This window comes from Ruegeria arenilitoris (assembly GCF_013031355.1).
GTDB classification, from domain to species: domain Bacteria; phylum Pseudomonadota; class Alphaproteobacteria; order Rhodobacterales; family Rhodobacteraceae; genus Ruegeria; species Ruegeria arenilitoris_C.
Genome location: NZ_WPZO01000003.1, coordinates 382,770 through 397,218, shown reverse-complemented (window position 1 = coordinate 397,218; position 14,449 = coordinate 382,770). Strand labels below are relative to the sequence as shown.

The window sequence follows — 14,449 nt, the reverse complement described above, 5'->3', positions numbered from 1 at the left end:
AAGGCGACCTTGATCAGCGTTAGTAGTTCACTTTGCTCTGTATTATTCATCACCACCGTGATCAATTTTCAGAACCGGCGCAAGAACATATGGCAAAGATCTCCTCTGCTGGAACGACGGGGCTACCCGTGCCGCTTCACGATCACTGAGCCAACGGAATAACCGGCCCCGAAGGAACAGATCAGCCCGACATCTCCGTCTGTCAGATCATCGGAATATTTAGAGAACGCAATGATCGAACCGGCCGAGGATGTGTTGGCATAGTCCTGAAGGATGTTGGGTTGCTCGCCGGTTTCCGGTTCGCGGCCCAGCACCTTTTTCCCAATGAAATCGTTCATCGTCTTGTTGGCCTGATGCAGCCATAGGCGTTTCAGATCACTGCTGCTCACGCCTTCGGACTCCATGTGATCCGAGATGTGTTTGCTGACCATCGGCAGCACTTCCTTGAAGACCTTGCGGCCGTTCTGCATGAACTGCATGTCGCGACGATCCACCACTCCGGCAGGACGCGAGCGGCGCAGGAAGCCGTTGTTGTTGCGGATGTTGTTTGAGAATGAGGTGGCGCAGCGGGTCGAGAGGATTTCGAAATGAGGGCCTTGCGCGTCTTCGATCCGTTCGATCAGCGTGGCCGTGGCCACATCGCCAAAGATGAAGTGGCAATCGCGGTCGCGCCATTCCAGATGGCCCGAACAAATCTCGGGGTTTACCACCAGCGCCGACCGCACGGACCCCGAGCGGATCATGTCCGCCGCCGCCTGGATGCCGAACGTGGCCGATGAACAGGCGACATTCATGTCAAAGCCGAACCCCTTGATCCCCAGCGCCTGCTGAATCTCGATCGCAATCGCGGGATAGGCGCGTTCGTGGTTCGACGCGGCGCAGATCACCAGATCGACATCTTCGGCGCTGCGCCCGGCCTGAGCCAGCGCTTTGTTGCAGGCGTCCACCGCCATCTCGGTCATGATGCCCGGCTCGTCGTCACTACGCTGGCGCAGCAGGGGGTGCATCACATCTGGGTCCAAAACGCCCGATTTGTTCATGACATAGCGGTTCTCGATACCCGACGCCTTGAGGATGAACTCTTCTGACGAGTGCTGCATCGGCTCCATCTCGCCCGCTGCTATCGCTTCGGCATTCGCGGCGTTCTGCTTGTCGGCATACGCGTTGAAGGCGGCGACAAGCTCGGCATTGGTGATGACGCTTTCGGGCGTGAAAACACCGGTGCCGGTGATTGCAGGGGTATACATGGCGGGTCCTGGACGTTTCGAGTTCGCCTAAAATGCAGTCACAGCCGGGTTTGATCAAGGTATGGTGACCTAACGGAATGTGCGGGGTTCAACCTATTTCAGCTTCATATCTTGAATAGTTCAAAATTCGAAGTATATGACCAGCCTGACTCATCCGGAGAGTACGTATGTCAGACGATATCAGCACTAGGCTTGGCCGCCTCAGCCCTGAAATTCAGGCCATCATGGGGGTGTATGCACTGTACTGGAAACTGGAAGAGGCGTTTGACTGTGTCGAAACGGATCTCAGCCATGCCGAATGTCACATGGTGATCAAACTGGATCAGCCCAAGCGTATGGGCGTTCTGGCCACGGATATGCTGACCGTTCCTTCGACCATTACGGCGACGGCGGACGGGTTGGAAAAGGCGGGGCTGCTGACCCGCGAACGCGACCCGGAAGACCGTCGGGCCTGGCTGCTGGTTCTTACGGAGCAAGGCGAAGAGATGCGCAACATGCTGGTGTCCGTGGCCGGAGACCTGTTTCACCGCGCCTCTGGTCTGGATGCGGAAGAAACTGCCCAATTCGCGCGACTGGCGCGCAAAATTCGAGACAACATTCTGAAAACGGGAATTCCCGAGGGACTGACGAAATGAAACTCCTCTCTGTTCTGAGTGCGACCCTGATCGCACTGGCGACTACGGTTGTCGCACAAGACACGGCCAAACCGGTCAAGCTGATGCAGGTGCGAGAAACCTCGCCCGGGTTTTCACGGCAGTTCTTCGGGCGCGTGGCCGCTCGGCAGACTGTTGATCTGGCCTTTCAGGTCTCAGGCCAAATTGTGAAAATGCCGGTGACCGAGGGCTTTGTGATCCCCGAGGGCGGGTTGATTGCGCAACTGGATCAGGCCCCGTTCCAGCGCCGCTATGACCGAGCTGTGCTGCAAAAGGATCAGGCCGATCGAACCCTGGCCCGTCTGTCGCGCCTACGCGGAACGACGGCCAGCCAGGTGGCGGTGGATGATGCGGAAACGGCTGCACAACTGGCCGAGATCGCGGTGCGGGATGCGGAATACGATCTGGAACACGCTACGCTAACCGCACCGTTCGATGCGTTGGTGTCCAGCCGGACGGTCGAGGCCTTTACCACGGTGTCGGCTGGTGCGCCCATTGTCCGCATTCACGACATGTCCGAGTTGCGGATCGAGGTCGATGTGCCCGAAATTCTGTTCCAGCGGTCTTCTCAAGAAGATGAGCTGGCAATTACGGCGAAGTTTCCTGCCAGTGATGAAGTGTTTCCCCTTGAGATCCGCGAGTTTGATGCCGAAACCTCCAGCGTTGGCCAGACGTTCCGCATCCAGTTCGGACTGACTCCGCCCGAAGGGCTGCAGATTCTACCAGGCTCGTCCGTTACCGTGAACGTGAAGGTGCAAGATACCCGGACCGGTATCGTTATCCCGGCTTCGGCCATTGTTGCGGATGCCGAAGGCGCGCTGGGCGTCATGGTGTTTTCGCCGGTAGGTGCCGATGAAGGCACCATTCGTCACGTTCCTGTCACGATCGAGCCGACCCAGACAGGCGAGGTTCGCGTGCTGACCGGCCTTTCGGATGGCGACGAAATCGTTGTCGCCGGAGGCGGGGCCCTGACCGACGGTCAGGCGGTGCGCCGTTTTATCGGTTTCGCGAATTGAGGGCAGACAGATGAACATCGCACGCGCCTCAATTGATCGGCCGCTCTATACTTGGCTGATAATCCTGCTTGCCCTGTTTGGCGGTATCTGGGGGTTCTTTTCGTTAGGCCGTCTGGAAGATCCGGCCTTCACCATCAAAAACGCGGTCATTGCGACACAGTATCCCGGCGCCACGGCGGAACAAGTGGCGCTGGAGGTTTCCGAGCCTCTGGAATCCGCGATTCAGCAAATGGGTGAAGTCAAGACGATCACGTCGGTCAACCAACCCGGATTTTCGCTGATTGAGGTTGAAATCAAGTCCACCTACGACGGCACTGAACTTCCTCGCATCTGGACCGAACTGCGCGCCAAGATGCGCGATGCCGCGCGAAGCTTGCCTCCGGGCGTTGGTCAGCCCATGGTGAATGACGGCTTTGGGGACGTGTTCGGCCTGTTCTATGCGGTCACCGCTGACGGCTTTTCAGATGCCGAGAAACACGAATTGGCAACCTTTCTGCGGCGCGAGCTGCTGACCGTTTCCGGTGTGGCGGATGTTGAGGTGATGGGCCTGCCGCAAGAGGCGATCTTTGTTGAGCCTGACCTAGCCATTTCCGTGAACCAGAATGTGCCGATTCAGACTGTGAACGAAGCCATCGCCAACGCGGATTCGGTGAACGCGTCGGGTTCCGTCCGGTCCGAGAACAACCGCACCACCATCCTGACAGCCGAAGGGTCGGATTCCGTCTCGGCCATTGCAGGGTTGTCCGTGGGGTCGCAAGGGCAGGTGATCAACCTGTTCGATATGTCCAACGTGTACCGCGGCCGCCAAACTGACCCGGATGTCATGATCCGGTTCAACGGCGCAGAAGCGTTCACGCTGGGTATCGCGGGGCTATCGACCGAGAACATTGTCGAAGTTGGCCAACGCGCCGATGCCAAGTTCGCCGAACTGGATTCGCAAATCCCCTTTGGCGTAGAGATCCTGCCGATCTATCAGCAGCACGTGGTGGTCGAGCAGGCCTCGAACGACTTTCTGGTGAACCTTGCAATGTCCGTCAGTATCGTGGTTGCGGTGCTGGGCATTTTTATGGGGTGGCGCGCGGCGGTGGTCGTGGGTTCGACCCTGTTGCTGACCGTAGTGGGGACGCTGTTGTTCATGTCGCTCTTCTCGATCGAGATGGAGCGGATTTCACTCGGGGCCCTGATCATTGCCATGGGGATGCTGGTGGACAACGCCATCGTCGTCGCCGAGGGGATGCAGATCGCCATGCTGCGCGGCAAAAACTCGCGCGATGCGGCGGACGAGGCTGCGTCCAAGACGCAAATCCCGCTGTTGGGGGCGACGGTCATCGGCATCATGGCTTTTGCCGGGATCGGTCTCAGTCCCGATGCGACGGGGGAGTTCCTGTTCTCGCTGTTTGCGGTGATTGGTATCTCGCTGATGCTGAGCTGGGTGCTGGCGCTGACCGTGACGCCTTTGTTGGGGCACTATTTCTTCAAACAGGGCAAAGAGGGTGCGGTTGATGCCTATGGCGGCATCATGTTCCGCGTCTACGGGGCGATCCTGCGCTGGTCGCTTCGGATGCGGTGGCTGGTGATTGCCGCCTTGACCGGGGTCACGGTAGTTTGTTTTGCGGGCTTCGGTCTGGTGAAACAGCAGTTCTTTCCGGACTCGAATACGCCGCTGTTCTTTGTGCATTACAACCTTCCCCAAGGCACACCGATTGCCCGCACCGCCGAAGACATGGCCGTGTTCGAAGACTGGCTGGCCGAGCGTGACGATGTTGTGTCTGTTGCCACCTTTGTCGGGCAGGGCGCGACCCGGTTCCTTCTGACCTACTCGGCAGAAAAACCGAACCCAAGTTATGGTCACATGATCATCCGAACCGAAACGCTGGATGACATTCCGGCCCTTCAAGCCGATCTGGAAGCCTTCGGTCAGGCACAATTCCCCGAAGGCCAATTCCGCACCAAACGCCTGATCTTTGGCCCCGGTGGCGGCGATCCGATTCAGGCGCGGTTCTCGGGCAGTGATCCGGCGGTTCTGCGTGAACTGGCCGACGCTGCGGTGCTGAAAATGCGTGAGGCTTCGCCCAACGCGCTGAACGTCTATCACGACTGGCGCGAGCAGGAACTGGCCGTCCAGCCGATTTACGCGACCGAGCGGGCCCAAACCGCTGGAGTTTCACGCGAGGACATTGCCGCAACCCTTCAGTTTTCGACGGACGGGATCACTGCCGGGGGCTTCCGTGAGCGGGATCGCCTGATCCCCATCATCCTGCGTCGCCCTGCGGACGGGGATTACTCGATCGTGGACCAGGTTGTGTACTCGGATGAATCGCAACGGTTTGTTCCTATCGAGCAAATGGTCGATGGGTTCGAATACAAGCCGCTAAGCACGCTGGTCCATCGCCGCGACCGGGTGCTGACGATTACCGTAGGGGCCGATATCCCGCCGGACATGACGGCGGCACAGGTCCACTCGGAAGTCCGAGCCGCCATCGAAGACATGGAACTGCCGCCGGGTTACCGGATGGAATGGGGCGGTGAGTTCGAAAACGCGGGTGAAGCCAATGAAAGTCTTGGGCGCCAGTTGCCGCTGAGCTTGCTGATCATGGTGCTGATCTCGGTGCTGATCTTCAACGCCATCCGCCAGCCTGTCATCATCTGGCTGCTGGTGCCGATGTCGGTGAACGGGGTCGTGATCGGCCTGTTGGGCACTGGTCTGCCGTTTACCTTCACCGCGCTGCTGGGCTTGCTCAGCCTGTCGGGGATGCTGATCAAGAACGGCATTGTTCTGGTCGAGGAGATCGACCTGGTCCGTGCCACTGGCAAACCTCTGCGTGAGGCGATCGTCGAGGCTTCGGTATCGCGTCTGCGCCCCGTGATGCTGGCGGCGATCACTACCATTCTGGGGATGGCTCCGCTGCTGACGGATGCGTTCTTCCGGTCTATGGCGGTGACGATCATGGGCGGTCTGGCCTTTGCCACGATCCTGACCATGGTTGCGGCTCCGGTCTTTTATCTCGTGTTCTTTGCGCGGGATGAGAAACGCGAAGCCGCCGCGACCTGATAAACTCCGGGCGGCTGTCTTAGTCGCCCGGGTCCTTTTCCGGGTCGTAGTGGTAGTAAAAACAGGACAGTTTGTTGCCGTCGGGGTCGCGTAAGTAGGCGACATAGAAATCGGTCGCGTAGTAGTCACGAATACCCGGTTTGCCTTCGTCAGTGCCACCATGCTCCAACCCAGTCGCGTGAAACCGCCTGACTTGCGCGGCGCTGCGGGCCGGGAAGGCAATCATTGTCCCATTGCCCGCGTTGGCCTTTTGACCGTCAAAGGGCGTGCAGACCCAAAACCCAGTTCCGGCTTCGGGTTCGGTTCCCCATCCCGCGCAATCTTTGGTCCATCCCGGAAGGCGGGGCTGTTCCAGAACGGAAAAGACTGCGTCGTAGAACCGAATGGCCCGTTGCAGGTCATTGGTGCCGTATGTGGTGTAAAGGCGCATGGCTTCCTGTTGGTTTCAGGACAGCATCATGCAGCCTGCGCAAGCGCATGGACAGTGAAAACAGTGCCTAAGCGTCAGATCAGCGGAACCAGCGGTACGTCACATGCGGCCAGCGTCATCAAAGCGGCGAGAACCATAAACCTGCGCATTTCTTTTTTCCTTCTGCTCGTTTGCAGCAAAGATGCGCGCCCGAAGACACGGGGTCAACGGGCGCGTGAAATGTGTTGCATTTAAGCGGTTTCGGGCCAGTCAGCCCTGCAGGGATTTCACCTCGACATCCCCTTCGGCCTGCGCCTTGATCGCCAGCGCGGCTGCATGGCTGGCAGCAGCGGTGGTGAAATAGGGGATCTTGTCATAGAGCGCGATCGAGCGGATGGACTTGCTGTCCTCAACCGCCTGTGCGCCTTCGGTGGTGTTCATTAACAGCTGAACCTGACCGTCTTTCAGCATGTCGACGACGTCCGGACGGCCCTCATAGACCTTGTTCACAACGTCACAGTCCACGCCGTGGTTAGACAGCCAGCTTTGCGTGCCACGGGTCGCAATCAGCTTGAACCCTTGCTCGGTCAGGACCTGCGCGGCCTCAAGCATCGCCGCGGTCTTGTCGGCATCCTTGATCGAGATAAACGCGCGACCCGAGGACGGCAGAACCATACCGGCCCCCATCTGCGCCTTGAGGAAGGCGCGCGGGAAGTCGCGGTCCCAGCCCATGACCTCACCGGTCGAGCGCATTTCTGGACCCAGAATTGTGTCGACGCCCGGGAAGCGGGCAAAGGGCAGTACGGCCTCTTTCACCGAGAACCACGGCATGTCCGGGTCGGCCAGGGTCATCTGGTCAGCGATCTTGGTGTCCTTGCCTTCTTGATAGGGCGGGCGCATCGGGAAGTTCGACAGTTTCTCACCAGCCATGACACGCGCGGCGATGGATGCAATCGCGCTGTCGGTCGCCTTCGCCACAAACGGCACGGTGCGCGAGGCACGGGGGTTCACTTCGATCAAGTAAATCTCATCATCCTTGATCGCAAACTGCACGTTCATCAGACCCACGACGTTCAGCGCCTTGGCCAGTTTGAACGCCTGATCCTTGATCTGGCCGATGATCTCTTTCGACAGCGAGTAGGGCGGCAGCGAACAGGCCGAGTCGCCCGAGTGGACGCCAGCCTCTTCGATATGCTGCATGATGCCTGCCACGTGCACGTCGGTGCCGTCGCACAGCGCATCCACGTCCAACTCGACCGCTCCCGCCAGATAGCTGTCCAGCAGCACGGGGCTGTCGCCCGAGACCACGACGGCCTCGTTGATATAGCGCTTCAGTTGCTCCATATCGCGCACGATTTCCATCGCGCGACCACCCAGAACGTAGGAGGGGCGGATCACCAGCGGAAAGCCGATCTCATCTGCAATGGCCAGCGCCTGTTCGTCGGTCGAGGCGATGCCGTTCTTGGGCTGTTTCAGACCCAGATCGTTGACCAGCGCCTGAAAGCGTTCACGGTCTTCGGCCAGGTCGATGGCGTCGGGCGTTGTGCCGAGGATCGGAATGCCTTCGGCCTCAAGCGCGTTCGCCAGTTTCAGCGGGGTCTGGCCGCCGAACTGAACGATCACGCCGTGCAGGGTGCCGTTCTCCTGCTCTTTCGTCAGGATTTCCATGACGTGCTCAAACGTCAGCGGCTCGAAATACAGACGGTCTGAGGTGTCATAGTCGGTGGACACCGTCTCGGGGTTGCAGTTGACCATGATGGTCTCGTACCCCGCCTCGGTCAGCGCGAAGCAGGCGTGGCAGCAGCAATAGTCGAACTCGATGCCCTGACCGATCCGGTTCGGGCCACCACCGAGGATTACAACTTTCTTACGGTCGCTCGGGCGTGCCTCACACTCAACCTCGCCCATCATCGGGGCTTCGTAGGTCGAATACATGTAGGGCGTCTGCGCTTCAAACTCAGCTGCGCAGGTGTCGATGCGTTTGAACACGGCCTTCACACCCAGATTGCGGCGGGCGCGGCGGACGTTGTCTTCGTCACGACCGGTCAGGTTGCCCAGACGCGCATCGGTGAAGCCCAGCATTTTCAGTTTGCGGATGCCTTCCTCGGTCACTGGCAGGCCATCCTTGCGCACCTGACGCTCGGCCTCGATGATCTCGCGGATGCGTGCCAGGAACCACGGGTCGAACTTGGTAACGCCGAAGATTTCATCATCGCTCAGGCCGTGACGCATCGCTTGTGCAATGGTGCGCAGACGGTCGGGGGTCTGCTGGCTGATCGCTTTGATCACAGCGGCCTTGTCGTCGGCTTCGTCCCAGAGGCCCACGTTCAGGCCGGGGATTTCGATTTCGTCAAAGCCGGTCAGACCTGATTCCATCGACGCCAGAGCCTTTTGCATCGATTCGTGGATGGTGCGGCCGATGGACATGGCCTCACCCACCGACTTCATCGCGGTGGTCAGATAGGGTTCCGAGCCCGGGAATTTCTCAAAGGCGAATTTCGGGATCTTAGTGACAACGTAGTCGATGGTCGGCTCGAACGAGGCCGGGGTGACCTTGGTGATATCGTTGTCCAACTCATCCAGCGTATAGCCGACGGCCAGTTTCGCGGCGATCTTGGCAATCGGGAAACCGGTCGCTTTTGAGGCCAACGCAGACGAGCGCGACACGCGCGGGTTCATCTCGATCACAACCATGCGGCCATCATCGGGGTTGATCGCCCATTGCACGTTCGAACCGCCGGTTTCCACGCCGATCTCACGCAGAACGGCAATCGAGCCGTTGCGCATGATCTGGTATTCCTTGTCGGTCAGGGTCAGGGCAGGGGCCACGGTGATCGAGTCACCGGTGTGCACGCCCATCGGATCGACGTTCTCAATCGAGCAGACGATGATGGCGTTGTCGGCGGTGTCGCGCACCACCTCCATCTCATATTCTTTCCAGCCCAGCAGGCTTTCATCCACCAGGATCTGGTTCACCGGCGACGCATCCATGCCCGAGCGGCAGAAATGGATGTAATCCTCACGGTTATAGGCCACACCGCCACCGGTGCCGCCCAACGTAAATGCGGGGCGGATGATGGCGGGCAGGCCGATTTCTTCCAACTCGTCCAGCGCCATTTGAACGCCTGCATCCAAGTCTGTGCTGCCGTCCTCGCGCTTGGGGGCGGTCACGATGGTCGCTTTGGGATTCTCAAGACCCAGCCGATCCATCGCCTCGCGGAACAGGGCGCGGTCTTCGGCCATTTCGATGGCGTCGCGCTTGGCGCCGATCATCTCAACGCCGAACTTGTCCAGCACGCCCATCTCTTCCAGCGCCAGCGAGGTGTTCAGGCCGGTCTGCCCGCCCATCGTGGGCAGCAGGGCGTCGGGGCGTTCTTTCTCGATGATCTTGGCGACAACTTCGGGGGTGATCGGCTCGATATAGGTGGCGTCCGCCAACCCAGGATCGGTCATGATCGTGGCAGGGTTTGAGTTCACCAGAATGACCCGGTATCCTTCTTCGCGCAGCGCCTTACAGGCCTGAGCACCGGAATAGTCGAACTCGCAGGCTTGACCGATAACAATGGGGCCCGCCCCGATGATCATGATCGACTTGATGTCGGTTCTTCTCGGCATGGCCACATTCCTTTGATTGTTCGCGAGTCAGGGCGCCCCCAAGCGCCCAAATTGTCCTGCGTTATAGGGACCGCGCGAAAAGGTTCAAGGGGTATCGGAATTGGGTGTGAAATTGCCGCTTTCCCCTCTTTCCCTTGCCGCCGTATTCTCTATACCGCGCAACACGGCAAATGAGGATGCAATTGCGTATTCGTTTTGATCAGGGGCCAGCCGGGTCCGGAACCAGTTTCGACCGGCCCGCCAATGTGATCCGCGCAGACAAGGCGGAAGACGTGCCCCACGCGCTGGAGGCGCTGGATGAGGCGCGCGCCGACGGTGCGTGGCTGGCGGGCTATGCCAGTTATGAGCTGGGCTATGCGCTGGAACCCCGTCTGGCCGACCGTCTGCCACAAGACCGCCGACTGCCTCTGCTGTGCTTTGGCGTCTATGATGCACCTGCGCAACGTGATCTGCCCCGAGCGGTGGGCGGTGTAACCGGTTTTGAGCCGCGCTGGGATGAGGCGCGTTATACGCGTGCTTTTCAACAGGTCCACGATGCCATCGGGGCCGGGGATATCTATCAGGCCAATCTGACCTTCCCAATCGACTTGACCGTCGAAGGCGACAGCGCTGAGTTGTATGCCGCACTGGCCTCGGGTCAGCCGGTGGGTCACGGCGCGTTGGTCGAGCAGGACGGTCTGCCTGACTTGCTCAGCCGTTCACCCGAGCTGTTCTTTCGCACGGATGCGGACCGGATGATCGAAACCCGCCCGATGAAAGGCACCCAGCCCCGCAGCGAAGATATGGCCGAAGACGCGCGCCGCCGCGCCTTCCTCTCGACCGACGATAAGAACCGGGCCGAGAACCTGATGATCGTGGACCTTCTCCGTAACGACATCAGCCGCGTCGCGCTGCCCGGTTCGGTCAAAGTGCCCGAGCTGTTCAAGGTCGAGACCTACGCCACCGTGCATCAGATGATCTCGCTGGTGCAGGCGCAACTGCATCTGGGGGCGGAACTGTCAGATATCTTAATGGCCCTGTTCCCCTGCGGTTCGATCACTGGCGCGCCGAAGATCCGCGCAATGGAGATTTTGTCCGACCTCGAACCCTGGCCCCGCGATATCTATTGCGGCGCCATCGGTTGGGCCGCGCCGGATGGACGGTCCGAGTTCAATGTGGCGATCCGCACGCTGATGGTCGAGGATGGCAAAGCCACGCTGAACGTGGGCGGCGGTGTGGTTTGGGACAGCACGGCCCCATCAGAGTACGAGGAAGCGCTATGGAAAGCCCGCTTTGCGCACCAACTGACCCTGACTTCCGCCTGATTGAAACGCTGGCTTTTCGGCCGGGGCAGGGATTTGTGCGGCGGGACCGGCATCTGGCCCGCATGGCGCGCTCGGCCAAGGCGTTTGGTTTTCCATTCGATGATGCCTTGGCAGCCGAACAGCTGGATGCGGTGGCGGGCGTGTCACCGCTGCGCTGTCGGTTGACGCTGGGCGCTGAGGGGCAACTGGAAGTGACAACAGGGGCGCTGGCCGACAACCCTCCGGTCTGGCGGGTGGAGGTTGCTCAGACCCGCCTGACCGCAGATGATATCTGGTTGCGGCACAAAACGACCCAACGCGCGCTTTACGACGCTGCCCGTGCGTCCTTGCCTGACGGGATCGACGAAGTTCTTTTCCTGAATGAACGCGATGAGCTGTGCGAAGGCACCATCACCAACCTGTTTCTGCATATGCCCGATGGCCGCCACCTGACGCCTGCTTTGACCAGTGGTGTCCTGCCGGGTATCCTGCGCGAAGAACTGCTGGATAATAAACAGGTTGCCGAAGCCACCCTGACCTTGACCGACCTGAAAAACGCATCAAAAATCTATATGGGAAATTCCTTGCGTGGTCTGATCCGGGCGGAGTTGGCAGAACAGTGAGTAAACAAACCGAATGGGCGGACAGCGCAGTCCCACATCTGCGATTGCGACTGGAATTCGGGATGTTCTTCATCGCCGTACCGGTGCTGATCGCCGTGTTTTTCCCTCCGAACTGGATGTTCCCGTCTCTGTTTACTTTCACAGCCATCGGGATTGTGCTTTTGCATTTCACGCCGGGTTTTGCCTGGGCCGAGTTGCGATACAACTGGCGTAACTGGTCATGGGGCGAAGTCACGTTATTCGCGGTAGCGATGACCTCTTTCTGCGCCGTCCTTGTGATGGCCACCCGGCCCGAGGCCGCGTTCTTTCTGCTGCGTAACCGACCTGAGTTTCTGCTGGTTATCTGGCTTGGCTATCCGCTGCTGTCGGCCTTGCCGCAAGAACTGCTGTTCCGCTCGCTGTTCTTCCGCCGCTACCACGCGATCCTGCCGAATGGGCGGTCGTCTTATCTGCTGAACGCCGCACTCTTTTCGCTGGCGCACCTGATGTATTGGAGCTGGATTGTTGCCGTCATGACCTTTGCCGGAGGGCTGCTGTTCACCTGGGCCTATCGCAGGCGCGGATCGTTTTTTTATGCCGTCCTGCTGCATGCGATTGCGGGGAACATCATCTTTGCTGCCGGTCTGGGCATCTATTTCTACTCGGGCAACGTGCAAAGGCCGTTTTGAGCGGTATACCTGCCTTGACTTTCCAAGCCTGACGGGGTGTATCGGCGCGACGAATTCTGCGCCCGAAGGGATATGATCCATGCACGCCTATCGCAGCCACACCTGCGCCGCTCTGACCGCCGCCAATGTCGGTGAAACCGTCCGCCTGTCCGGTTGGGTGCATCGTGTCCGAGATCACGGCGGCGTGCTGTTCATCGACCTGCGCGACCATTTCGGAGTAACGCAGGTTCTGTGCGACGGCGACAGCGCGGCGTTTGCCGAGCTTGAGAAGGTCCGCTCCGAATGGTGTATCCGCATCGACGGGAACGTCAAAGCCCGCGACCCAGAGCTGGTGAACCCGAAGCTGCCGACTGGTGAGATCGAAGTTTACGTGCGCGAACTGGAAGTTCTGGGCGCTGCCGACGAACTGCCGCTGATGGTGTTCGGCGATCAGGAATACCCCGAGGAAACTCGCCTGCGCTATCGCTATCTGGACCTGCGGCGCGAGGCGATGCAGCAGAACATGACCCTGCGTTCGGACGTTGTGGCCTCGATGCGCAAACGCATGTGGGACCAAGGCTTCCGTGAGTATCAGACGCCGATCATCACCGCGTCTTCGCCCGAAGGTGCGCGCGACTTTCTGGTGCCCTCACGTCTGCATCCGGGCAAGTTCTACGCGCTGCCCCAAGCCCCGCAGCTGTTCAAACAGCTGATCATGGTTTCGGGCTTCGACAAGTATTTCCAGATCGCGCCGTGCTTCCGTGACGAAGACCCGCGCGCAGACCGCTCGCCCACCGACTTCTACCAGCTTGACCTCGAGATGTCGTTTGTCGAACAGCAGGACGTGTTCGACACGATTCAACCTGTTCTGACCGGCGTGTTCGAAGAGTTCGGCGGTGGCCGCAAGGTCGATCAGGAGTGGCCGCAGATTTCCTACAAGGACGCGGCACTGTGGTACGGCACCGACAAACCCGACCTGCGCAATCCTATTAAAATGCAAGTGGTCTCCGACCACTTCCGCGGGTCTGGCTTCGCGATCTTCGCGAAGCTGTTGGAGCAGGAGGGCACCGAAATCCGTGCAATCCCAGCGCCGACCGGCGGCAGCCGCAAGTTCTGTGACCGTATGAACGCCTTTGCTCAGAAAGAGGGTCTGCCCGGCATGGGTTACATCTTCTGGCGGGATCAGGGCGAAGGGATGGAGGCCGCAGGTCCGCTGGCCAAGAACATCGGCCCCGAGCGCACCGAGGCGATCCGTCAGCAGCTGGGTCTGGGCGTCGGTGATGCGGCGTTCTTCCTGGGTGGCAAGCCGAAAGCCTTTGAAAAGGTCGCAGGCAAGGCCCGTGACGTGATCGGCGACGAGCTGAACCTGACCGAGAAAGATCGCTTTGCCTTTGCTTGGATTGTGGATTTCCCGATCTATGAGCAGGACGAAGAAACCGGCGCGATCGATTTTGAACACAACCCGTTCTCGATGCCGCAGGGCGGTTTGGAAGCCCTGAACGGCAATCCGCTGGACGTGCGTGGCTATCAATACGACCTGGCCTGTAACGGTTATGAGCTGGTGTCGGGCGCGATCCGGAACCACAAGCCCGAGATCATGCTGAAGGCGTTTGAGTTGGCAGGCTATGGCGAGGATGAAGTGAAGTCCCGCTTTGGCGCCCTGTTCAGCGCTTTCCACTATGGTGCCCCGCCGCACGGTGGTTGTGCTGCCGGGATCGACCGGATCGTGATGCTGCTGGCCGATGAGGCCAACATCCGCGAGGTCATGATGTTCCCGATGAACCAGCGCGCCGAAGACCTGATGATGGATGCGCCATCCGATCCAACCTCGGATCAGTTGATGGAACTGGGATTGCGCATCATCCCGCAGGAATGATCAACGACCCGTCGCAGACCCTGCGGCG

The 14,449-nt window shown here is 59.7% G+C and carries 10 protein-coding genes; 7 read left to right on the top strand and 3 right to left on the bottom strand.

Annotation, left to right across the window (positions count from 1 at the left end):
- Nucleotides 1–122: 122 nt before the first annotated feature.
- A complete protein-coding gene (locus GOX63_RS10490) occupies nucleotides 123–1,247 on the bottom strand; it encodes a beta-ketoacyl-ACP synthase III (RefSeq protein ID WP_170545673.1) in 1,125 nt (374 codons plus the stop codon).
- A 167-nt stretch (nucleotides 1,248–1,414) separates the two neighbouring features.
- On the opposite strand from GOX63_RS10490, the gene GOX63_RS10485 reads away from it, so the two are divergent.
- The 3 genes from GOX63_RS10485 to GOX63_RS10475 are packed head-to-tail and all read left to right on the top strand — an operon-like array spanning nucleotide 1,415 to nucleotide 5,968.
- On the top strand, nucleotides 1,415–1,882 hold the full coding sequence (locus GOX63_RS10485) for a MarR family winged helix-turn-helix transcriptional regulator (RefSeq protein WP_170325911.1): 468 nt from the start codon (nucleotides 1,415–1,417) through the stop codon (nucleotides 1,880–1,882).
- Nucleotides 1,879–2,916: an efflux RND transporter periplasmic adaptor subunit gene (locus GOX63_RS10480; RefSeq protein ID WP_170325910.1), complete on the top strand. Its 1,038-nt coding sequence runs from the start codon at nucleotides 1,879–1,881 to the stop codon at nucleotides 2,914–2,916. The genes GOX63_RS10485 and GOX63_RS10480 overlap by 4 nt, the downstream gene beginning before the upstream one ends.
- Nucleotides 2,917–2,926: 10 nt before the next feature.
- Nucleotides 2,927–5,968, top strand: coding sequence for an efflux RND transporter permease subunit (locus GOX63_RS10475; RefSeq protein ID WP_170545669.1), 3,042 nt, complete (start codon nucleotides 2,927–2,929; stop codon nucleotides 5,966–5,968).
- A 19-nt stretch (nucleotides 5,969–5,987) separates the two neighbouring features.
- On the opposite strand, the gene GOX63_RS10470 is transcribed toward GOX63_RS10475, so the two are convergent.
- The gene (locus tag GOX63_RS10470; RefSeq protein ID WP_170325908.1) at nucleotides 5,988–6,398 is read right to left on the bottom strand and encodes a VOC family protein; all 411 of its coding nucleotides are present in this window, start codon (nucleotides 6,396–6,398) and stop codon (nucleotides 5,988–5,990) included.
- Nucleotides 6,399–6,647: 249 nt separating this feature from the next.
- A complete protein-coding gene (gene carB / locus GOX63_RS10465) occupies nucleotides 6,648–9,992 on the bottom strand; it encodes a carbamoyl-phosphate synthase large subunit (protein ID WP_170325907.1) in 3,345 nt (1,114 codons plus the stop codon).
- Between the two features lie 176 nt (nucleotides 9,993–10,168).
- Between carB and GOX63_RS10460 the strand changes: the two genes are divergently transcribed.
- The 4 genes from GOX63_RS10460 to aspS all read left to right on the top strand — a co-directional run bounded on the left by GOX63_RS10460 (nucleotide 10,169) and on the right by aspS (nucleotide 14,421).
- On the top strand, nucleotides 10,169–11,296 hold the full coding sequence (locus GOX63_RS10460; RefSeq protein WP_170325906.1) for an aminodeoxychorismate synthase component I: 1,128 nt from the start codon (nucleotides 10,169–10,171) through the stop codon (nucleotides 11,294–11,296).
- Nucleotides 11,251–11,898, top strand: a complete 648-nt coding sequence (locus GOX63_RS10455) for an aminotransferase class IV family protein (protein WP_170545668.1) — start codon at nucleotides 11,251–11,253, stop codon at nucleotides 11,896–11,898. The genes GOX63_RS10460 and GOX63_RS10455 overlap by 46 nt, the downstream gene beginning before the upstream one ends.
- Nucleotides 11,895–12,566, top strand: a complete 672-nt coding sequence (locus GOX63_RS10450) for a CPBP family intramembrane glutamic endopeptidase (protein ID WP_170325904.1) — start codon at nucleotides 11,895–11,897, stop codon at nucleotides 12,564–12,566. Before GOX63_RS10455 ends, GOX63_RS10450 begins: the two co-directional genes overlap by 4 nt.
- 79 nt (nucleotides 12,567–12,645) lie before the next feature.
- The gene (gene aspS, locus GOX63_RS10445; protein WP_170545665.1) at nucleotides 12,646–14,421 is read left to right on the top strand and encodes an aspartate--tRNA ligase; all 1,776 of its coding nucleotides are present in this window, start codon (nucleotides 12,646–12,648) and stop codon (nucleotides 14,419–14,421) included.
- The last annotated feature ends 28 nt before the right edge of the window (nucleotides 14,422–14,449 follow it).

Coding starts and splice junctions, on each gene's coding strand:
- GOX63_RS10490 (WP_170545673.1), bottom strand. CDS start 1,247: ATGTATACCCCTGCAATCACCGGCACCGGTGTTTTCACGCCCGAAAGC.
- GOX63_RS10485 (WP_170325911.1), top strand. CDS start 1,415: ATGTCAGACGATATCAGCACTAGGCTTGGCCGCCTCAGCCCTGAAATT.
- GOX63_RS10480 (WP_170325910.1), top strand. CDS start 1,879: ATGAAACTCCTCTCTGTTCTGAGTGCGACCCTGATCGCACTGGCGACT.
- GOX63_RS10475 (WP_170545669.1), top strand. CDS start 2,927: ATGAACATCGCACGCGCCTCAATTGATCGGCCGCTCTATACTTGGCTG.
- GOX63_RS10470 (WP_170325908.1), bottom strand. CDS start 6,398: ATGCGCCTTTACACCACATACGGCACCAATGACCTGCAACGGGCCATT.
- carB (WP_170325907.1), bottom strand. CDS start 9,992: ATGCCGAGAAGAACCGACATCAAGTCGATCATGATCATCGGGGCGGGC.
- GOX63_RS10460 (WP_170325906.1), top strand. CDS start 10,169: ATGCAATTGCGTATTCGTTTTGATCAGGGGCCAGCCGGGTCCGGAACC.
- GOX63_RS10455 (WP_170545668.1), top strand. CDS start 11,251: ATGGAAAGCCCGCTTTGCGCACCAACTGACCCTGACTTCCGCCTGATT.
- aspS (WP_170545665.1), top strand. CDS start 12,646: ATGCACGCCTATCGCAGCCACACCTGCGCCGCTCTGACCGCCGCCAAT.